This is a genomic window from Candidatus Tenderia electrophaga, from assembly GCA_001447805.1.
In the GTDB taxonomy this organism is placed as follows: Bacteria; Pseudomonadota; Gammaproteobacteria; order Tenderiales; family Tenderiaceae; genus Tenderia; species Tenderia electrophaga.
Map to the genome: position 1 here is coordinate 291685 of CP013099.1, position 21655 is coordinate 313339.

16 protein-coding genes are annotated in these 21655 nt (G+C 62.4%); 1 reads left to right on the top strand and 15 read right to left on the bottom strand.

The genetic code is table 11. The features are described from left to right. The first annotated feature begins 131 nt into the window (after positions 1-131). A complete protein-coding gene (locus Tel_01375) occupies positions 132-4979 on the top strand; it encodes an NAD-glutamate dehydrogenase (GenBank protein ID ALP51895.1) in 4848 nt (1615 codons plus the stop codon). 51 nt (positions 4980-5030) lie between these two features. On the opposite strand, the gene Tel_01380 is transcribed toward Tel_01375, so the two are convergent. From Tel_01380 to Tel_01450, 15 genes are all read right to left on the bottom strand, one after another. Next, a complete protein-coding gene (locus Tel_01380) occupies positions 5031-6254 on the bottom strand; it encodes a hypothetical protein (GenBank protein ID ALP51896.1) in 1224 nt (407 codons plus the stop codon). Positions 6255-6377: 123 nt separating this feature from the next. Further along, entirely contained in the window at positions 6378-6704 is a 327-nt protein-coding gene (locus Tel_01385) for a transcriptional regulator (protein ID ALP51897.1), read from the bottom strand. 1 nt (position 6705) lies between these two features. After that, entirely contained in the window at positions 6706-9777 is a 3072-nt protein-coding gene (locus Tel_01390) for a hypothetical protein (GenBank protein ALP54689.1), read from the bottom strand. A gap of 35 nt (positions 9778-9812) precedes the next feature. Next, positions 9813-10571, bottom strand: coding sequence for a hypothetical protein (locus tag Tel_01395; GenBank protein ID ALP51898.1), 759 nt, complete (start codon positions 10569-10571; stop codon positions 9813-9815). 1 nt (position 10572) lies between these two features. Continuing rightward, entirely contained in the window at positions 10573-12252 is a 1680-nt protein-coding gene (locus Tel_01400; protein ID ALP51899.1) for an oxidoreductase, read from the bottom strand. Between the two features lie 535 nt (positions 12253-12787). Continuing rightward, positions 12788-13234: a hypothetical protein gene (locus Tel_01405; GenBank protein ALP51900.1), complete on the bottom strand. Its 447-nt coding sequence runs from the start codon at positions 13232-13234 to the stop codon at positions 12788-12790. Next, positions 13231-13791, bottom strand: a complete 561-nt coding sequence (locus Tel_01410; protein ID ALP54690.1) for a hypothetical protein — start codon at positions 13789-13791, stop codon at positions 13231-13233. The genes Tel_01405 and Tel_01410 overlap by 4 nt, the downstream gene beginning before the upstream one ends. A 58-nt stretch (positions 13792-13849) precedes the next feature. Further along, positions 13850-14734 carry a hypothetical protein gene (locus Tel_01415; GenBank protein ID ALP51901.1) on the bottom strand — a complete coding sequence of 295 codons (885 nt, stop codon included), beginning with the start codon at positions 14732-14734 and terminating at the stop codon, positions 13850-13852. After that, positions 14731-15246, bottom strand: coding sequence for a heptaprenyl diphosphate synthase (locus Tel_01420; protein ID ALP51902.1), 516 nt, complete (start codon positions 15244-15246; stop codon positions 14731-14733). The genes Tel_01415 and Tel_01420 overlap by 4 nt, the downstream gene beginning before the upstream one ends. Before the next feature lie 25 nt (positions 15247-15271). Then, complete coding sequence (locus tag Tel_01425; GenBank protein ALP51903.1) at positions 15272-15631, bottom strand: hypothetical protein; 360 nt, start codon at positions 15629-15631, stop codon at positions 15272-15274. Continuing rightward, on the bottom strand, positions 15628-16659 hold the full coding sequence (locus Tel_01430; protein ID ALP54691.1) for a thiamine biosynthesis protein ApbE: 1032 nt from the start codon (positions 16657-16659) through the stop codon (positions 15628-15630). Before Tel_01430 ends, Tel_01425 begins: the two co-directional genes overlap by 4 nt. Before the next feature lie 159 nt (positions 16660-16818). Further along, positions 16819-17769 carry a glutathione synthetase gene (locus Tel_01435; GenBank protein ALP51904.1) on the bottom strand — a complete coding sequence of 317 codons (951 nt, stop codon included), beginning with the start codon at positions 17767-17769 and terminating at the stop codon, positions 16819-16821. 3 nt (positions 17770-17772) lie between these two features. Beyond that, complete coding sequence (locus tag Tel_01440) at positions 17773-19077, bottom strand: glutamate--cysteine ligase (GenBank protein ID ALP51905.1); 1305 nt, start codon at positions 19075-19077, stop codon at positions 17773-17775. Between the two features lie 325 nt (positions 19078-19402). Next, positions 19403-20134 carry a 16S rRNA methyltransferase gene (locus tag Tel_01445; protein ALP54692.1) on the bottom strand — a complete coding sequence of 244 codons (732 nt, stop codon included), beginning with the start codon at positions 20132-20134 and terminating at the stop codon, positions 19403-19405. A 164-nt stretch (positions 20135-20298) separates the two neighbouring features. After that, on the bottom strand, positions 20299-21651 hold the full coding sequence (locus Tel_01450; GenBank protein ID ALP51906.1) for an adenosylmethionine-8-amino-7-oxononanoate aminotransferase: 1353 nt from the start codon (positions 21649-21651) through the stop codon (positions 20299-20301). Positions 21652-21655 lie beyond the last annotated feature (4 nt).

Genomic DNA, 21655 nt, shown 5'->3' on the forward strand with positions numbered 1-21655 from the left:
ATAGGCCCGCGTCACCGGGGCGTATTGTAGCGCCATCTCGGCGGCTTGGCGATGGGGCGGGACGGGGCGTATGTCCGATGGTCGTGTACTATTATGAATACTCGTATTAGCGCCGCTGAGTTTGGAGAGCCATGTCGCCGTACAAAAATCACGAACGTCAACACATAATCAAGCGTATTACCGACCTGGTTGAAGAGCGGCTGGCGCCCCGCGAGGCCGAGCAGGTCCAGCTGTTCGCCCTGCAATACTATGCCGCCAGCGCCATCGAGGATCTGCACCAGCGCTCCATCGACGATCTATACGGTGCCATGCTGGCGCAATGGCGCTTGGCGCGGCAGCGCCGCCCGGGTCAGGTGCTGGTGCGGGTCTACAATCCCGACTTCGAGCAGCACGGCTGGCAATCCACCCACACCGTCTTCGAGGTGGTGGCCGACGACATGCCGTTTCTGGTGGATTCACTCAGCATGTTGTGCGTGCGTCTGGAGTTGACCACCCATCTGGTGATCCACCCCGTCATCGACGTGCTGCGCGACGGCAACGGATTGATCCAACAGCTGTTGCCGCGGGTGCGCAGCGGCGAGGGACAGAGCGAGGCGATGCTGCATTTTGAAGTCGATCGTCAGACCGATGACGCCGCCCTTGCCCTGTTGCAAACGCAGGTCGAACAGGTGCTCGGCGACGTCGGCGTGGTGGTGCAAGACTGGGGTCCCATGCGCGCCAAGATCGAGGAGATCATCCCCGTGGTTGAGGCCCAGGCCTTGCCGGTGCCGCCGCAGGTGAAGCAGGAGGCGCTCGCCTTTTTGCGCTGGATCGCCAATCACCATTTCACCTTCGTCGGCTTTCGTGCCTATGACCTGGTGCAGGAGAACGGCCAGGATGTGCTGCGCCTGGTGCCCGGTTCCGGCCTCGGCATTCTGCGCGAGAGCGAAGCCGACGGCGGCCGCGCCTCGCACAGCTTCGCCCATATTCCGCCGCCGCTGCGCAAATTGGCGCGCCAACGCACCCTGTTGATTATCACCAAATCCACCGCCGTTTCCACCGTGCATCGTCCCGTGCACCTGGATTACATCGGTATCAAGCGCTACAACGGCGCCGACGAGGTGGTCGGCGAGTGGCGATTTCTCGGCCTCTACGGCTCGGCGGCCTACAGCGCCCGGCCCGCTGACGTTCCGATCTTGCGGCGCAAGTTCGATGCGGTGATGGAAAAGGCTGGCTTTGCCGTGGCCAGCCATGACCGCAAGGCCCTGCAGCACATTTTAGAAACCTTTCCGCGCGACGAGATGTTCCAGTTCACCGAGGACGAACTGTTGGACGTGGCCTTGGGCATCCTGCAGGTGCGTGAGCGTCACAAGCTGGGGTTATTTCTGCGCCGTGACCTGTTCGGCCGCTTTGTCACCGCCTTGGTCTATGTGCCGCGCGATCGCTACGACACCCACCTGCGCCAGCGCATCCAGGAGATCCTGATGCAGGCCCTGGACGGCCAGGGCTGCGAATTCAATATTCAGTTGTCGGAATCGCCGCTGGCACGGGTGCACTTTATTATCCGCACGCGGCCGGACACGGACGTCAATTATGACGAGGCCGAGCTGCGCGCCCTGATGACCGAGGCCATGGTGTCGTGGCAGGACGCGCTGCTGAGCGCGCTGCATGAGGAGCTGGGCGAGGCGCGCGCCACCCGCCTGTTCGAGCGCTACGGCGAGGCCTTTCCCCACGCCTATCGCGACGACTATCCAGCGCGCACGGCGGTGCATGACATCCAGCGGCTGGAAAGCATCAACGATCGCCAGCCCCTGGCCATGCACCTGTACCGCCCGCCCGAAAGCGGGGATGAGCTGCTGCGCTTCAAGGTCTTCGGCCGCGAGCAGGCCACGCCGCTGTCCGACATCATGCCCATGCTGGAACGCATGGGGCTGCGCGTACTGAGCGCCCGCCCCTATCAAATCGAGACCCGCCAGGGAGATTATTACTGGACCATCGAATTCGACATGTTGCCCGCGTTTGATGTCGATGTGGAGGTGCTGACGGTCAAGGATTTTTTCCAGGAGGCCTTCGCCCGCGTCTGCAGCGGCGAGATGGAGAACGACGGCTTCAACCGTCTGGTACTGGCCGCCGCGCTCAACTGGCGCGAAGTGGTGCTGCTGCGCGCCATGTGTAAATACCTGTTGCAGACGCGCATGCCCTTCAGTCAGGCCTATATGGAAAACGCCCTGGCCAGCCATCCCGACATCGCCCGTCAGCTGGTGGCCCTGTTTGCGGCGCGCTTCTCGCCGAGCTCGCAACAGGACGCTGAACGCAGCGTACAACTGACGGGTGCCATCAGCGCGGCCCTGGGTCAGGTGGCCAATTTGGATGAAGACCGCATCCTGCGCAGCTTTCTGACCCTGGTGCAGGCCATGCTGCGCAGCAACTATTATCAGCGCGACGGGCGCGGCCATCCCAAGCCCTATCTGTCCTTCAAGCTCGACTCGCGCGAATTACCCATGCTGCCCCAGCCACGCCCCATGTTCGAGATATTCATTTATTCCCCGCGGGTCGAAGGCGTGCATCTGCGCGGCGGCCCGGTGGCGCGCGGTGGGCTGCGCTGGTCCGACCGGCGCGAGGATTTTCGCACTGAGATTCTCGGCCTGATGAAGGCGCAGATGGTCAAGAACGCCGTCATCGTGCCGGTCGGGGCCAAGGGCGGTTTCGTGCCCAAGCAACTGCCCGGCACTGAGGACCGCGACGCGCTGCAGGTCGAGGTGATCGAGTGTTACAAGACCTTCATCCGCGGCCTGCTGGACATCACCGACAACCTGGTGGACGGCGCAGTGGTCACGCCCAAGGACGTGGTGCGCCACGACGGTGACGACCCCTACCTGGTGGTGGCGGCGGACAAGGGCACGGCGAGCTTTTCCGACATCGCCAACGGGCTGTCGCAGGACTACGGTTTCTGGCTTGGGGACGCCTTCGCCTCGGGGGGCTCGGCCGGCTACGATCACAAAAAGATGGGCATCACCGCGCGCGGCGCTTGGGAGTCGGTCAAACGCCACTTCCGCGAACTCGGCCTCGACACCCAGACCGAACCGTTCAGCGTGGCCGGTATCGGCGACATGGCCGGTGACGTGTTCGGCAACGGCATGCTGCTGTCGCCACAGATCAAACTGGTCGCCGCCTTTAATCATCTGCATATCTTCATTGACCCGGCCCCCGATCCGGCCGCCAGCTTCAGCGAGCGCCAGCGCCTGTTCAATCTGTCGCGCTCGAGCTGGACCGACTATGACGCCGAGTTGATCTCGGACGGCGGCGGCGTCTACTCGCGGCGCGCCAAGGCCATCCCGCTGAGCGATGCGGCGCGCAAGGCCTTGGGCACCGATGCCACCACGGTCACCCCGAACGAATTGATACGCATCATCCTTCAGGCCCCCGTGGATCTGCTTTGGAACGGCGGCATCGGCACCTATGTCAAGGCCTCCTCCGAGCCCCACAGCGCCGCCGACGATCGCAGCAATGACGCGCTGCGCGTCGATGCCGCCGAACTGCGCTGCCGCGTGGTGGGCGAGGGCGGCAACCTGGGGTTTACCCAGTCGGGGCGGGTCGAGTACGCCCTCAACGGCGGCCGGATCAACACCGACGCCATCGACAATTCCGGCGGCGTGGATTGTTCCGACCATGAGGTGAATATCAAGATCCTGCTGGATCAAGTGGTCAGCGGCGGCGACATGACGCTCAAGCAGCGTAATCAGTTGCTGGTGGAGATGACCGACGAAGTGGCCCGCCTGGTGTTGAAACACAATTATCTGCAGTCCCAGGCCATCAGCATCGCCGCCATCCAGGCGCCCTTTCTACTCAGCGATCACGCCCGTTTCATACGGCGCCTGGAAAAAGAGGGACGCCTGCAGCGCACGCTTGAGGCGCTCCCTGATGACGAGCGCATCGCCGAGCGCGAGGCCCATGAGCACGGCCTGACGCGGCCGGAGATCGCGGTGTTGATCGCCTACAGCAAGGTCCGCCTGTTCGAGGAATTGGTCGCCTCCGATGTCACTCGCGACCCCTATCTGTCGCAGGAACTGATCGCCTATTTCCCCGGCCCGGTGCAGCAGCGTTTTGTGCAATCGATGGAACAGCATCCCTTGAAGCACGAAATCATCGCCACCCGCATCACCGACAACCTGGTGAACCGTATGGGCGGCAGCTTCTGGACGCGCACCCAGGAGACCACCGGCGACCATGCCGCCGACATCGCCCGCGCCTACACCGTGGCGCGCGAGGTGTTTCAGATCGAAGCGCTGTGGGGCGAGATCGAGACCCTGGATAACCAGGTCGGCGCCGATACCCAGTTGCATATGCTGATCGAGAGCCGCCGCCTGTTGGATCGCGCCACGCTCTGGCTGCTGCGCAACCGCCGACCGCCGCTGGGCATTGCCGAGACCATCGCCCAATTCCGGCCCGCCGCCGGCGCCATCGCCGAGCAACTCACCAAGCTTTTGCACAGCGATGACCGCAAGGCCCTGCGCGAACGCATACGGCCCTATACCGGCGCCGGCGTCGCCAAACCCCTGGCCCTGCGCATCGCCGGTCTGGAGACCTGGTATGCCGCCTTGGACATCACCGCAGTGGCCGCCGACACCGACGTCGATGTGATGACGGTGGCCGAGTTGTACTTCGCCCTGTCCAGCAAACTGGAGCTGCACTGGCTGGCAGAACAGGTCAAACGCCTGCCGCGCCTCAACCCCTGGCAGCGCAAGGCCCGCACCGGTCTGTTGGACGAATTGAACAACGAACTGCGTGCCCTGACGCTGCAGGTGTTGAGCCGCACCGACGCTACGGATGGCACGGAGGCGCGTATCAAGACTTGGTCGCTGCGCAACCGCCTGGCTATCGAGCACTGCCATAACGTGTTTGCCGAGATAAGGGCCGGTGGCAAGGCCGAACTGGCCATGCTCACTGTCGCCATGCGCGAGTTGCGGGCCTTGAGTTACGCCAGTGGCGGTACGGAGTAGCGAGGGGGCGGTGAATTGCTACGCATGCAATGATAGCCGCCCGCCTTTCGCTTAGGGCTTGTCCGGATATCGGTAAGGGAATTGGATGGTAAATACGGTTCCCCTGCCGAGCTGAGAGTCGCTCGAGAGCCCCGCATCCAGCAGCTCGCAAAGCCGTTTCACAATGGTCATGCCGATTCCCTCACCTTTGTAGCAGGCGGATTCCGACACGTCCCCGTCCTCTTCGCTGCGATCAGGATCGTCCAACTCTTTCGTGATGGGGGCACCGACGGATTCCCGCATGCCCGGCCCGGTGTCAGCGATACGCAGCGTCCAATGCAGTTCTTGCGCCTCCCACTCGACGCGGATTTCGCCATGCTCGGTATATTGCAAGGCATTGACGAGCAGGTTCTGGGCGATGCGCCGGAGTTTGTTCAGATCGGTCTGCACCACGAGCTCATCCGGCCCTGCGCTGAGCAAGGCCAGGCCTTTCTCGTCGACCGTCGGCCGAAATTCCGAGACAAGCCGCTTGATAACGTCGGCGATATTGATCTCACACAGCTCGAGCGTGTCGGCACCGGATTCGAGCCGGGAAAGATCGAGCAATGAATCCAGCATGCCGCGTAGGGATTCGACGCTCTGGTCGAGAGAGGTCAGCGCCCTGCTTGTCGATGCGTTGCCGCCGTTGGATGTCTTGAGGACATCGGTGAGCAATCTGACGGTGGCAAGGCCGCCGCGAATATCGTGCGCCGCCTCGCGCAGCATCGCGCCGCGCGTCCGGGTGAGCGTGTCAAATTGACCTTTCATGCTGTTCAGGTCACGTGCCACGCTGGCGGCCTCGGCACGACGGAGTTCGTCGAAGCGCGCCACGCTGCCGGTGGTGGCCTCCGCCATGAACTCGGCCAGGGTGTCCATGGCGATCGTCCGTTCCTCGGCACTGCCTTGGTGTTGGTGCAGGTTGAAAAATTCATCGATCACCCCCACGAGCACGCGGTTCAATATGCCCCAGTCGCGAATCAACTGTTTCAGGCTGAAGCCCTGTTTCCAACGGTGGTGCCCATGCTTGGATACCTCGGATGCGATGGTTCGCAGCGAGAAATCGGTGGATGGCTGTGCCCCTAACGCCCGACAAAACCCATCGAGCGCGGCGGGGAGGTTGTTGCGGAATTGAGCGCGGGTAAGGCGGCTGACGATCTCCATGGTGTCGTCTTTTTCACACGCCCGCCACCAACGGTCAACGATATCGGATTGCTGTTGCCCGATATGGTCTGCCAAGGTTGCCAATACACCGCTCACGCGAATCTCCTCTGTCCGCAAATAACGATGTCCAGTATAGGCCTATTTCTGCGCCGGTAAACCTTGGCCGCGCCGGGCGCCGAGACGCCTCATGCGCGTGTGTGGATTATGAGACGCGTCCCTTTAGTCGCGAAACTTCACCAGCCGCGTCACCTGGATGTCGGAAATGAACACCACCCCCGAGTGTTCGTTATAGAAAGGCGCCAGCCCTTCCAGGATGGGCTTGACCAGTTCTTCCGGGACGGCGGCGATGATCATGATCAACACATCATCCTCGTTGAACATCAGATGACCTTCGTGGAAACCGTGACTGCCCTTGCCCGACAGGTTGTTGATGATGGTGTAGCCTTTGACCCCGGCGCGGTCGAGTAAGTCGGTGGCCAGGCCCTGGTGTTCGCCGCTGAGGATGATTTCGAGTTTTTTCAGCGGGCTGAAATTGAGGTTCTTCATACTAGGCTGACTCCCTTTGTTGTGCATGGGTGACGGCGGACAGCGATCGGCGCTGCCAGTCGTCTTTGTCATAGATGTGGGCGGTGTTGCGTTCCGGGTCGATGATCAGCAAGCGAATCCAGCCGTTGCGCACCAATTGCTTGACCGCGGCCACCCCTTCGATGGCATGCCAGGCATGTTCGAAGGGGGCTTCGATGACGGTCAGCAGCCGGATCGGCTGGTGATAGGGGCGTCCCTGCTCAAGGACCGTCTGCGCGGGCAGGCCGGTGCGCAGGTCGCTGAGGTTGCCGGTCATGACACCGAAGCGCCCCGAGACGTTGTGATAGGCCTTGCTGCCGCTGCCGAAGCGTTCATTGTCGACGGTGGAAAAATAGTGCTCCATGTTGATCCACTGGCCCACCACCAGCGGCCCGGTGAGAATGCTTTCCAGCAGCCGGTGGCGGGGGTCGGCGTGGTAATCGTAGGAATGCAGAAAGGCGCGCCCGTCCAGCGGCAGTTGCCGGGTAAGATTGCGCCGACCGATGATGAAATAGGCATTGCCCGACAGGCCCCACTCGGGCCGTACCTGCGACCAGTCCATGGCGTTGCGATGGGCCAGGCGGTGGGCCGCGCCGGGATCGAGCGGGGCCGGCGTCGATTGCAATTCCGGTATGCGCTCCTGGGCGCACAGGCGCGAGGCGCCGGTCAATCCCTTGCGCAGGCGATCCAGATACACCACGTGGGAGGGCGGCAGCAGGTCGAGATCGAACAGCCTGAGTTCGTCGGTGGTGGTGTCGTGCAGCGCCGCTATAAACCAGCTGTCGTCCGGGATCTCCAGGCCCTGCTCGCGCAGCTTGTTGCGCACCTGGGCCTTGTTGGCCATCTGGGCCAGCGCACGGGCATTGGTCAGGCCGTGATTGCCGCCGCAGGCGCCGCAGTCCAGGGCCGACTCGTAGGGATTGTTCTCCGAGCGGCTGCCGTGACCGACCAGCAGAACGAAGCGCGAGAAATCCTGTTGCAGGCCGATGGAGCGCAGCGCCTGGCCGACAAAATTGACCTGCTCGTCCAGGGTAAAGCCGATGCGTCCCAGTTGTTCCATCTGCAGTTGGGCAAAGGCGGGATCAATGCGGTAGACCTGGCGCAGGCGGCGGATGAAGGCTTGTTCGTCGTCGGCGAGCTGCGGACAGGCCCGGCGCAGCGCCGGCGTTGCCGCGGCGTGGCCCAGCGCCGCTTCGCGCAGCTCGCGCACCATGTCGTCGGTAATCGCTTCGGCTTCGAGCCCGCATTCCTGTTCGAGGGCCTTGGCCACCACGGCGCGCTGTACCGCGCGCACGATGGAGTCGGCCTGATCGCGATCCAGCTTGTCTAGCAACAGATGGGTGTTCGGTTTGTCGCGGTGCAGGCCCTGACGCCAGCGGTTGTAGCTCTGCGGCATGAGCGTCTTGCCCACCATGTCCAGGCCGAACAGCATGCCGATGGCCTCGACGGTGACGTACGGCGTCAGCACCGACTCCTTGAGTTCGTGCAACAGCTTTTCCAGCGCCGTGAGCGCCTCCACGTCCTGGCGCGGTGCGGCGGCCATTTCCAGCACCAGGTGTTTGGGCTTGAGCAAAACCGGGCAAAGGTGGGTTTCGCTGCCCTTGCCCAATTCCATGAAGCTGATGGGGACGCCGAAGAAACCGGCGATGCCGAAGGTCTGGTAATCGCCGGCGCTTTCCAGGTGACGGCGAATCCGCTCCGAGCGTGTGTCGATGCAGAACAGCGCCTGGGCAAAGGGACGTTTGTCGCGCGCGGGCGGCGGCGCCAGGTTGACCCGCTGCAGCAGCGCATCCATGGCCTGCGCCTCCATGGCATGCAGCCAGATCATGCCTTCTTCAGCTTCGGCATGTTGCAGGGTGCGTAACAGTTCGGCCAGTTGTCGGCGCGACAATGACTCAAGCGCGGCGCCGGCGCCGGCCGTCTCGGCAAGGCGGCGCAGGCGTTGCGCCTGGGCCTCGGCTTCGTGGCGGCGCTTGGCCTGCGCATATTCGGCGAACAGTTTCTCGACGGCACGGGGGCGTGCGCGTGCCAGTGTCTGTTCGACCCGTTGGGCATAGGCCGGCAAGACGGCGCCGCTGTGCAGTTCATGGCGCAACCAGGTTTCCTGCGGGCGCTCGTCGACGGCCGCTTCAATGGCGGTGCGCTCGCTGGGGATGCCTTCGCGTCCGCGTTCGCTGAGCAGCGCCAGGGCCAGGGTCAGGCGGATGGCCATGAAGTCGACCAGATCGGCCGGATAGCGTCGGCTCCAGTGATAGTGCTTGGCGCTGGCGCGCCAGCGGATGAAACCGGCCCAGCCGTGCAGGCGCGCCAGCTCGCGTGAAAAGCAGGCGACCCAGCGATCCTCGGGAACGCCCAGGGTTTGCATCACGAAGGCGATCACCGCTTCCGGGCTGTTGCCCTTGGCCAGCACCTCTTTGATGTGCAAACCGCGCAGGAACAGTCGGCCGTTACGCGTCGCCAGTTCACGCCAGGCGCTAAACAGGCCCTGCTTGCGCCCCGGCATGCGCCACACCGACTGGCCTTCGTCAAAGAAATCGAGACAGCTTTTGATCACCAGCTCATCCAGCTCGGCGCCGATTTCGGTGCCATAGAGGGTGTCCACGGTTTCGTAAAATGGCTGGTCACCCAGCAGTGCCTCACGCAGCTTCGTCGTAAGCGCGGCCGGGTCGACGGCGGTATCCATTTCGGCGGGCTGCCGCTGGAGCGCGGCATGCACGTCGTCGGCTTCGGCCAGGGAACATGGCGACGCTAACGCTTGTTGGCTGCGCGTCAGCAGGGTCATTAACCAGTGCGACAGATCGATGCCGGGGATGGAAGCTTGTTGCGCCACGAAGCGCTCGATGTTGTGCGCCAGCGCGTCACGGTCCACCTTGCCCTGGGCCAGATAATGCTGGTAATCGCGGCGCGGCAGGAAGCCGCGGCCGTGAAACAGCCGCGCGCCGGTTTCCACCGCCTGGGGAAAGGGCAGGTGCTCCAGGCCGTGCAGCGGGTTGTGATGAATGAACGAGCGCATGGGCCAGAAAAACGGAATGGCTTCGCCGGCCACATAAATCATAGTGCGGATTTGCAGCGTTTGACCCAGCGGTAAGGTCATGACAGTCCTCCGATACCATAGACGCCGGCCGCCAATAGCAACAATAGGGCGAGCGCGTAGCTCCGAGTGGCGGCGTGGCTCAGATCCTCGGGCCAGGGCTCGGCGGCGGGGCCCGCGATCAGCCCCTGCAGCAGACGGGCGCCGGCCCAACTCCACAATAGCCACACGCCGGCCACGCCGAAGCCGATAGCCGGCATGCTCGGCACGGCTTCGACGAGGGTGGCGAGCATGATGAAAAAGGTCGGGAACAGGGGCGTGGCGATGATTGCCAGCACCACGAAGACCAGTATGCCCGCAAGGCGCGGGGTGGACTGAGCGAGGCCGCCATACAGTCCGGTATAGGCTGCGCCGAAGCGGCGTTCCAGACCGCGACCGAGTAGGGCGAGCAGGACCAGCGGGGCACTGAAACCGAGGGCGTATAATTGCAGGGTGGTGATGGGGGTATCACCCTGCAGCGACACCCAGAGCAAGGCCCAGGCGGAGGTGGCCAGAAAACCGATCCACTGCCCCACGTCGCGCAGCACCAGGGCGCGCAGGGCGTATAGGCCCGCGGTGATCAGCGCCAGCGGCACCAGCCAGCCCGGTGGCGGGGTGTTCAGGCTGGAGACGAGCAGCAGGCCGAGCTGCGGCCAGAGCAGCAATAGTGCCGCGCGCAGCACCACCTGCCGGCAGTGCCCCAGCAGCAGATTGAAGCCCATGCTCAGGGGAAAGAGGGGCAGGAAGATCCCCGCCATCAGGTAAAGTAAGGCCTCCATCTCAGATCCACCTCAACCAGAGATTGAGCCGTCCCGCGATTGAAAGCAGGCTGCGGCTCAGGCGGGCATATAGATCGCTGATATAGAATTCGCGCGAGATCAGGGCATAGAAGCTCAGCCACAGCCGGCCGGCGAATTTGCCCTTGCGATTGCCGTTGCGATCGGTGAAGTAGGCGAGCCCCCAACCGAAGATGATCACCAGCGAAACCAGCACCATCAGCACGTCAAACCAGAACAGATCGATGTCCGCCGCGGCATATAGCTGTTCACGGAAGGCCGGGTCGGGATAGAGGAACAGATCGAAGGCATGGCTGATTAATACATAGCCGAGGACCACCACGGCAAAGGAGCAAATGCTCAGGATCACCAGGCGGCGCAGATTCTGTCTGCGCATCCGGTAGGTGGCGAAAATCAGTTGCGCCCCGGTGATCCAGCCGAAGAACAGCAGCACGATGGCGCTTTGCTTCTGAAAATAATCCTGGGCTACCAGCCAGTGCGCCGTGACCAGGATGATGATGGGCACGGCCAGAGTGATCGCGGCCATCAGCAACCAGGGCAGGCGTTGACGTGCCAGGCGGCGTTCCACCACGAAGGTATACAAATCCTCCTTGGGTACGCCGTCGTCCTTGCGCGCGGCGTTGATGACGCCGCCCGAGCCGAGAAACAGTGTGCCCTTGAACAGGCCGTGGGCGATGAGGTGATAGATGGCCAGCGAGAAGGCGCCGATGCCGCACTCCATGATCATGAAGCCCATTTGCCCCATGGTGGAATAGCCCAAGGATTTCTTGATGTCGTTCTGGGTGAGCATCAATACCGAACCGATCACCGCGGTGAACAGGCCCATGATGAATACCCAGTGCAACACGTCGGAGCTGTGTACGAAGATTGGTGCGAAGCGGTTGATCAGGAAGCCGCCGGCATTGACGATGCCGGCATGCATCAGGGCCGAAACCGGTGTCGGCCCGGCCATGGTGTAGGGCAGCCAAGTGTGCAACAGAAACTGCGCCGAGCGGGCGAAGGCGGCCAGGGCGATCAGCCCCGCGACTGCATCCGCCAGCGGCATGCCCAGTACTTGGTGCGCGTCCGGCGCGGCGCTGATCTGTTCGAAGATGAGCGGCAGTGACCAGGTGCCATAGGCCTGATACAGCAGCACGGCGGCGATAAGCAGCGGCAGGTCGCCGATGCGGTAAGTGATCTTGGTCCAGAAGGCATAACGAAAGGCCGAGGCATCACGGGTGTTATGACCCAGCAGAAAGTAGAGCAACACGCCCACCAGGTGCCAGGCGATGAGCAGGGTGAGCAGATCGCCGGCGGCCACCATGATCAGCAGGGTGGCGGTCATGAGACCGAGCAGTACGAAAAAGCGCACGTAGCCCGGTTCTTCCGCCATGTAACGTAGCGAGAAGATGTGCACGATCAGGCTGATGCCGGCAATCACCAGCGCCATCAGGCTGCTGAGCGGATCGTGCAGCAATGTTAACCAGGTATCGTGCAGGGCGACTGTATGCGCAGCGTGCCCGCTCAGTGTCAGCCAGAGTGCGACCGCGGCGGCGACGAAGGCGAGCAATGTACCGATCACACTGATGCGTACTACCTGCCGACCCAAACGGCGCGCCAGCAGATAGGTCAACAGCGCCGCGAGCAGCGGTAGTGTGGGTATCAGTAGGATGATCTTTTCCATGCTTGTATCACCTGTCGCCAGCAGTGGTGCCGCTGTCTCTCTGATTTTTCAACCCAGCCGAGTATATCGGCATAACAGAGTGCGGGTTATCGATAATACGAATGGGCCTCATTGTCTTGAGGCAATGCCTATGCGGCGTCACCGTTATCGGGTTGCTTGCCTTATGCGTGCGGGTCAGGGGTACGTGAGGGCTAGAGGCGCAGCCGCCAGTGTCCGCGTTTCTTATTTGAAAATTATTTCGCGGTGAAAAGTGTGTAAAAGACCTCGCTAAACGATCGACACGTCGTTAATGATGAATGCCCATGTGCCAAAACCGATGGCCGCATGGGTACGGCACCTCATCGAGTATGCAGGGATGTATTCACAGCGTGTTGCGGAACGTGACTATGCGTCTTTGCGTCCCGCTAGTAATTGCGGTGGAGAAGGTGTCGTGCCGCGAGCAGGCGATTCTATGTGTTTTATTGTGGAATGTTTGCGCTTAATGGGCGGCATATAAAAAACAGCACGATATGCATTGGAATTTGAAGCGAGCGCGTTAGGATATACCCGGCCGAGTGTCCTGCCCGGCGAACCAGGTCCTCAGAATCACTTCCGCCGCTACTTGGTCCACGGCGCGTTTGCTTTGCCCTTTTTTCATGCGGCCATCGCGACGCGATGCGCTGATAATGTTTTCCGCTTCGACGGAGCTGAGGCGTTCGTCCACCAGTTCCACCGGCAGTTGATAACGACCGTTGAGTTGATTGGCAAAGCGCCGCGCCGCGCGGCTCATGTCGTGTTGCGTGCCGTCCATGTTCAGGGGCAGGCCCACCAGCACCAGCTCCGGCTGCCATTCCTGGATCAGGCGACTGATGTGATCCCAGTCCGGTTTGTTGTGTTTGACGTTGACGGTGTCCAGGGATTGGGTGCTGCCGATGAGTGCTTGGCCGGTTGCCACGCCGATACGTTTTTGGCCATAGTCGAAGGCCAACAGGGTGCGAATCATGCGTGGCCGATGTCTTCGGAGAGTTGATCGACGTCGATGCCGAGCAGTGCGGTGGCGGCGTGCCAGCGCCGTTCCACCGGAGTGTCGAAGATGATGTCGGCTGAGGCGGGGACGCTGAGCCAGGCGTTTTGCGCCATTTCCTGTTCCAGTTGACCTTCGCCCCAACCGGCATAGCCCAGCGCCACCAGGCTCTGGCGCGGGCCGCGATGTTGGGCGATGTCCTTGAGGATGTCGCTGGAGGTGGTGAGGGCGATGTCGTCGGAGACGAACAGGGTGCCCTCCCAGTTGCGCCGCGGCCGGTGCAGGATAAAGCCGCGATCCTGCTGCACCGGGCCGCCGAAATAGACCGGCTGGGCGCCGAGGGTCTGGTCGTCGTTACCGATTTCCAGCTGGGCCAGGATCTCTTCCAGGTTCATCTCCAGCGGCTGGTTGATGATGATGCCCATGGCGCCTTCATCGCTGTGCTGGCAGATGTAGGTGACGCTGTGGAAGAAATTCGGGTCCTCCAGCTGCGGCATGGCGATCAGGAAATGGTTGGTCAGGCTGACGGTATCCATACCCATAGTATCGTCGCTGAGACAGTGGTCAGCAAGGCGCGCGCCGGATTTGCGCGCCTCAGTGGGTGCTGAGCTCGTTGCCTGAGTTGAACAGCCAGGTGCGGGTGATGTGCAGTATATCGGTGTCTTCCAGCATCTCCGGCGGCAGCGGCGCGTAGGGGCCGGCCAGGCGCACGATGCGCTGGGCGGCGTCGTCCAGGATCTTGTGGCCCGAGGGGCGCAGTACGGTGATCTGGCGGATGGTGCCGTTGGCGTTGATGGCCACGTCCAGGATCAGGCTGCCCGACAGGCCGCGGCGCTTGGCGGCGTCGGGATAGTTCAGATTGCCGATGCGCTCGATCTTGCGACGCCAGGCGTCCAGGTAGGCGGCGTCGCGGAAGGACTTGGTGCTGGCCGAGATATAGCGGTGTTTCTCTTTCTGCGAGTAGATTTCAAAGGATTGCTTGATCTCGGCGGTGAGCCGGGCGATTTCCTGACCACGGCGGATCAATTCCGCCGAGGTGGCCTCTTCGGCCGGCTGCTTATCGGTGTTTTCCAGGGTGTAAACCTGGTTGGGGGCGTCGTGGCGGGTGAGCACCTCCTCCTGGGCGGTGGGCACCTGCTCGGCGGTCTGCTCCGGACGCAGGATGTCGGAACTGCCGTCCACGGGCACGGGCAGCTCCTGGGCCGCCTCCATGGTGCGCGGCGTCTTCTTGTCGCGGGTGTTGCCCATGCCGGTCTGATCCACCTGGGCCAGGAATTCGGCGTCCTGCGCTGCGTCCGAATCATTCTTTTCCACCAGGATCACTTCCAGGGTGGGCAGGGGCGATTCTTCATTGATCAGATCGTGGAAATCAAAGCCGATCCCCAGGATCACCACCGCGTTCAGGGCCAGGGACAGGAATAGGGTGAAGATCAGCCGGTCGCTGGCGGAAACCTTGGCACTGGTGATTGCTGCACTCATGTCTCTACCTGTCTGATTCTATTGATCATATGCTGTGCGATTATGCCACTGCCGATGCCCAAGGCAACGGCGATTGTCATTAGTATCGGCAGCAAATGGAATAATCCTTGATGCGGAATGAACAATGCGTAAGCGGTATAAAACTGCGCCGCCATGTGCGCCATGGCCGCCAGCAGGCTGTAGCCCACCGGTCCCAGTTGCAGCGGCAGACGGCTGGCCAGCCCCAGCACCGCCACGGCGGCCACGGCGCCGCTCAGGCTGAGGGCGAAGGTGGGCGACAGGAAGGTGCCGATCAGGATCGAGCCCACCAGCACCCGCAGGATCGCCACCCAGGCGGCGATGCGCCAGCCGTAGTGGATCAGGCAGATGATGGTGATGATATTCGCCAGCCCCGGTTTAACGCCCGGAATGGGCGCCGGCAGGGCGCTCTCGGCGATATGGATGGTGATCGCCAGGGCGGTGAGCCAGGCGATGCGCTGGTCGTCGCGGGTGGTCTGGATGTGAAGCTTCATGCCCGCCAGTGTATCGGAAAGCGGATTAGAAATTGACCGCATCGTAGCGCTTGTCACGCCCCACCATCTGTACCGTCACGCCGTTGGGTAGGCAGGCGGCCAGTTCGCCGTCGCGGCGCAGCCAGCCGGTCTGAACGCACTGCTTGCCCTGGCAGGGACTGTGGATGAAGCGCACCTGACGGTCCTTGATCTCGATGATGCTGTCGCCCAGCGCCCCGCTGACTGTGATCTGTTTGTCCCGATCCAGGGGCAGGGTCAGGTCGTCGCCGCCCGCCACCCGGATCTGCACGACCTCGCCCGCGGAACTGTTGCCCCAGAACTGGAAATAGAGAACGGGCAGCAGCAGCAGCGCCAGGGCGATGACGAGTGTGTCGGCCCGGGTCATGGGACGATTTCCGTGCGCGGCGGCGGATCGACTTCGAAGTGAACGCGCTCGGCCATGGCCTCGGTCATGTGCACCGTGCCTGCCTCGTCCACCAGCATTGCCTTGTCGATGCCCATCTGCCGGGCGGTTTCGCGCCAGTGCTTGGGCCCGGCGATGAACACGGCGGTGGCGGCGGCGTCGGCAGTGGTGGCGTCGGAATGGACGATGGTGACCGACGCGGCGCCGCGTGCCGGACGGCCGCTGCGCGGGTCGATGATGTGGTGATAACGTTGGCCCTGATATTCGAAATAGCGCTCGTAATCCCCCGAGGTGAAGACGCTTTCGTCGCCCCGGGTCTCGAGCGAGGCCAGTACCCCGGCTTGGCGCGGATGGCGGATGCCGATGCGCCACGCTGTGCCGCCCTTGCTGCCGATGGCGCGCAGATCGCCGCCGGCGTTGACGATGGCATTGTCGATGCCCATGCGGCGCAGCGCAGCGATGGCCCGGTCCACGGCGTAGCCCTTGGCATAGCCGCCCACGTCGATCATGACGGCGGGATTGGGGCTGCTGAGGCGGCCGCCCTCCAGCTGCAGCCGGCTCATCTTGGGCGCGGCCTGCACCAGGGCGGTGATGTCGTCCTCGTTCGGCGGCGCGGCGTCGGGGCGCGCGTCGCTGTGAAAGCCCCACAGGGCGATCAGCGCGCCCACCGCCGGGTTGAACAGGTCGTCGCTGGCACGGGCCAGCGCGATCCCGGCCTGGATCAGGCGCTGTTGTTCGGCGTCCAGACTGACACTCTCGCCCTGCGCCAGGCGTTGGTTAATGTAGGTCAGCTCGCCCGGTTGCCAGGCGTGCCAGTCGTGATGGACGGCCTCCATTTCATTGGTGATCGCGGTGACGGCCTGGGCCGCCTGTTCCTCGTCCACGTCGTAGAGGGAGATGTCCACCAGGGTGCCCAGGGCCAGGACCTGTTGTTGATGGACCGGGGGGCGTTGCTCGCAGGCGCTGAGGGTTAGTAGTAGGAGGAGGGGGAGGAGTAGGTGCCTGAAAATCCCCCCTAACCCCCCTTTAAGAAAGGGGGGAACCGAGGGCTTCGCCAGACATCGTTCTAGCGTCCCCCCCTTTGAAAAAGGGGGGTTAGGGGGGATTTTAAAACTAGAGGGGATTTTGGAGGTGAGCACCGATACGTCTAAATCCATAAACCTGCGTGACTAAGAATTAAGTTTGGCCTCAATACAGTCCATCAGTTCCCCGGCGATATCCAGCCCGTACTGGGCATCCAGTTCGCGGATGCAGGTGGGGCTGGTGACATTGATCTCGGTGAGATAGTCGCCGATCACGTCCAGGCCGACGAACAATAAGCCCTTTTGTTTCAGGGTCGGGCCCACCTGGGCGCAGATCCAACGATCGCGTTCGCTCAGGGCTATGCCCTTGCCGCGCCCGCCGGCGGCCAGGTTGCCGCGCGTCTCACCTGAGGCCGGGATGCGCGCCAGGGCATAGGGCACGGGTTCGCCGTCCACCAGCAGGATGCGCTTGTCGCCGGCACTGATCTCGGGGATGAAGCGCTGTGCCATGATGTACTGGCGGCCGTTGCCGGTGAGCATCTCCAGGGCCACGCTGATATTGGGATCACCGGTTTTGAGACGGAAGATGGAGACGCCGCCCATGCCCTCCAGTGGTTTGATAATGATGTCGCCGTGTTCGCCCAGAAAGCTGCGCAGTTGGGCCAGGTCGCGGCTCACCAGGGTGGCCGGGCAGCACTGCGGGAACCAGGCGGTGAACAGCTTTTCGTTGGCGTCGCGCAGGGTCTGGGGCTTGTTCACCACCAGTACGCCGGCGGCCTCGGCCAGTTCCAGCAGATAGGTGGTGTGGATGTACTGCATGTCCAGCGGCGGGTCCTTGCGCATCAGGATCACGTCCAGCTCGGTCAGCCGGGTGTCGGCCGCCTCGCCCAGCGTGTACCAATTCTGCGCATCGTCGCGCACCTCGACGCGGCGCAGGGCGGCCTGGATGTGGCCGTCGCGCAGCGAGAGGTCCTCCTGGCGCAGGTAGTGCAACTGCCAGCCGCGCTGTTGCGCCGCCAGCAGCATGGCCAGGGTGCTGTCCTTTTGCGGCTTGATGGCCGCGATGGGGTCCATCAGCACGCCGAGTTTGATGGCCATGGTTCAGCCTTTGCCGTTTGAGGTGGCGATCTCGCGCGCCGCGGCCAGCAGCGCCAGGCGGGCGATGACGCCGTAGGCGTAAAAGCGGTTGGGATTGGCGTCCGGTGATTTCTTGTGGTCGGGCGTATTGCAGGGCTCGGCGAAGGCCAGCGGCTCGAAGTGCATGCCGGGGGCGTTGAGGTTTTCGTTGCGGCCGCGGCCCTTGTGGACGCGGTAAAAGCCGCCGACGACGAAGTGATCCATCATGTAGACCACCGGCTCGGCCACCGCCTGTTCCGCGCCCCAGGTCTCGAAGGAAAAGACCCCTTCCTGGATGATTACTTGGGTGACCGCCTGACCGCCCTTGGAGGCGGCCATTTTGTTGCGCTGCTTGCGGTTGAGTTCCTGGATCTCCTCCACCGATTGCACGGTCATGATACCCATTCCATACGTGCCGGCGTCGGCCTTGACCACCACAAAAGGTTTGTCCTTCAGGCCGTATTCGTCATATTTTTCCTGGATCTGCCACAACAGTTTGGCCACGTGCCGGGCCAGGCAATCGCCGCCTTCCTGAGTCTTGAAATTGATTTTGCCGCAGTGCAGGAACTTGGGATTGATTAGCCACGGATCGATCTCCACCATGGCGGCGAACTCATCCACCACCTTGTTGTATTCGCCGAAGTGGTCCGACTTGCGGCGGTGCGCCCAGCCCAGTTCCAGCGGCGGCAGGATGGGCTGTTCGATGTCCTGCAGTATTTCGGGAGTGCCGGCCGAGAGGTCGTTATTGAGCAGCACCATGCAAGGATCAAAGCCCGGCAGGCAGAGCCGGTCTTCATTGCGTTGTACGGGCTCCAGTCGCACGCACTTGCCCGAGGGCAGTTCGATGTCCAGGGATTCGTCCAGTTCCGGCAGCAGCGAGCCGATGCGCACGGAATAACCGGCGGTGGCGATCATATCGCGTAGGGTGGCGATATTGTCCAGGTAGAACATGTTACGGGTGTGGTTCTCCGGGATCAGCAGGATATTGCAGGCCGCCGGCATCTCGCGTTCGATGATGGACTGGATGGCTTGCACACACAGCGGCATGAAGGCCGGGTTGAGGTTATTGAAACCAGCCGGGAACAGATTGGTATCCACCGGTGCCAACTTGAAACCGGAATTGCGTAGGTCCACCGAGCCGTAAAACGGTGCCGGGGTCTTGATCCACTGTTGGCGGAACCAGGCTTCGATGTCGGCCTGATGATCGAGGAAGTGGCTTTCGATCTCCAACAGGGGGCCCTTCAGCGAGGTGGTGAGGTGGGGTACGGCGTGCAGATGTTCAATGCTCATGGTGATTTACCTGTTTGAGTAGCAAGCATTTTAGCCTAAATGGCGGGCGCGGAGAAATGCGCCCCAAACGGCACCGAATGGCGCCACCGGCGCATTCACCTGGTCTAATCGCTGGATTCAAGTGGGCGGGTAAACATCGAGGTGGCTCAAAAGCAGGGGTGCCGCGCCTTGCCGCGGCAGGATTTTATGAACTGATCGCCGACATCTACCGCCGCGCTCAGGTGATTCGCGCTGCAGCGCGGCAATAAAGTAGGTCGAGCCCGCGATCGACGCGCGCCATGCTGCGCAACCACGGCGGCAAGCACGTTTTCAAGCCCCGCCCGGCTTAGCCGAGATCGCCCCACCGGTGCTGCATTACGCTCAGGGCGGCGACGCCCGCCGTCTCGGTGCGCAGGATGCGAGGTCCCAGCCGCAGCCCGGTAAAGCCGCTGTTGACGGCTGCATCGAGCTCCGCTTGGGTCAAACCGCCTTCCGGGCCGATCAGCAAGGCCACCTCGCCGTCAGGGTGATCGAGCGCCGCCAATGAATCCGCCGCTGTGGGATCGAGCACCAGCTTCAGTGAGCTGCTTAGGTGCTCCAGCCATTGATCCAGTCGCATCGCTTCACGCAACCGCGGCAAGCGGTTGCGACCGCATTGTTCACAAGCGCTGATGATGACCTTGTGCCAATGCTGCAGCCGTTTTTGCTGCCGCTGCTGATTGAGCTTGACCCCGCAGCGCTCGCTGAACAGCGGCACGATTTGGTGCACGCCCAGCTCCACCGCCTTCTGGATCGTATAGTCCATCTTCTCGCCACGCGAGATGCACTGGCCGAGGATGATGGGCAGGGGCGACTCGCAGGTCGTGTCGAGAAAGCGGCCGATGCTGGCGCTGGCGTGCTTCTTTTGCACCTCGATCAGTTCGGCTTCGTATTCACCGCCGCTGCCGTTGAACAGGATGATTGAGTCGCCCTGTTTCAGGCGCAGCACCCGCACGGCATGGTTGAAGGCGTCTTCATCCAGCGCGATGGTAGCGCCGTCGGCCAGTGGTGCAGGGGTGTGAATTCTTGGAATGCGCATGGATCCTAGGTTTCGTGGTTCAAGCCCCGCCACGGTGTGCAGGCGCGTGGCGCGTGTCCACAGACGCAGCGGCGCGGCGCCGTCCATGGTCGCTCATCACCGGCCGGTTCGCAGCGAATCATACAGCATATGAGGCGTTGCTTCATGCCGCTGGCGAGCGCGAGCTAAGTTTGGGTGGCAATGTGTATACCCTCCGTCGCGACGCGGGCCAGGTGATCGATCTGATCGGGGGTGATGACATAGGGCGGCATGAAGTAGACCACATTGCCCAACGGCCGCAGCAGGGCCTCGTTTTGCAAGGCATGCTGATAGACCTTGAGGCCGCGCCGTTCCTGCCACGGATAGGGTTCACGCGTGGTTTTGTCCTTGACCATCTCCATAGCCAGTATCATGCCGGTCTGGCGGATCTCGGCGACGTGGGGATGATCCTGCAAGTGGGCCACAGCCTGCCCCATATGGGCCGCCAGGTGTTTGTTGTTGGCGATAACATCGTCCTGTTCAAAGATGTCCAGTGTCGCCAGCGCCGCAGCACAGCCCAGCGGGTTGCCGGTATAGCTGTGCGAGTGCAAAAACGCGTTCAGATTTTCGTAATCGTCGTAAAAGGCCTGATAGATGCGGTCATGGGTGACGACCGCGGCCAAGGGCAGATAACCGCCGGTAAGTCCCTTGGACAGGCAGATGAAATCAGGACTGATGCCGGCCTGCTCGCAGGCGAACAGGGTGCCGCTGCGGCCGAAGCCGACAGCGATTTCATCGGCGATGAGTTGTACGCCGTATTTATCGCAGGCCTGCCGCAGCAGCTTGAGATAGACCGGATCGTACATGCGCATGGCGCCGGCGCATTGTACCAGGGGTTCGACGATGACGGCGCAGACCTGATCGGCATGTTGCGCCAGTGCTTGTTCCATGTGCGCGAACATGCGCGTGGAATGTTCGGACCAGCTTGCACCGGGTTCGCGCTGAAAACAGTCAGGTGAGGGCACAGTGATGGGTTGCATTAACAGCGGCGCGTAGGTCTCTTTGTAGAGCGATACATCACCCACCGCCAGAGCGCCCAGGGTCTCGCCGTGGTAACTGTTGGACAGGGCGATGAACTTGGTCTTTTCATGCCGCCCCTGGTTGCGCCAGTAATGAAAGCTCATTTTCAGCGCCGCCTCGATGGCGGAAGAACCGTTGTCGGTATAGAAGCAGCGGGTCAGCCCTGGCGGGGTGATCGCAACCAGTTTTTCCGACAAGGCCACCACCGGCTCGTGGCTGAAGCCGGCCAGGATGACATGCTCTAGGGCATCCAGTTGTTGTTTAATGCGCTCATTGATGCGCGGATTGCTATGGCCGAACAGGTTGACCCACCAGGAGCTGATGGCATCGATATAGCGTCGCCCGTCAAAGTCCTCCAGCCAGACCCCTTCGCCCTTTTTGATGGGCACGAGGGGCAGCCATTCGTGGTCCTTCATCTGGGTGCAGGGGTGCCACAGCGTGGCCAGGTCGCGTTGGATCAGATTGGAATTGTTCATCATGTTG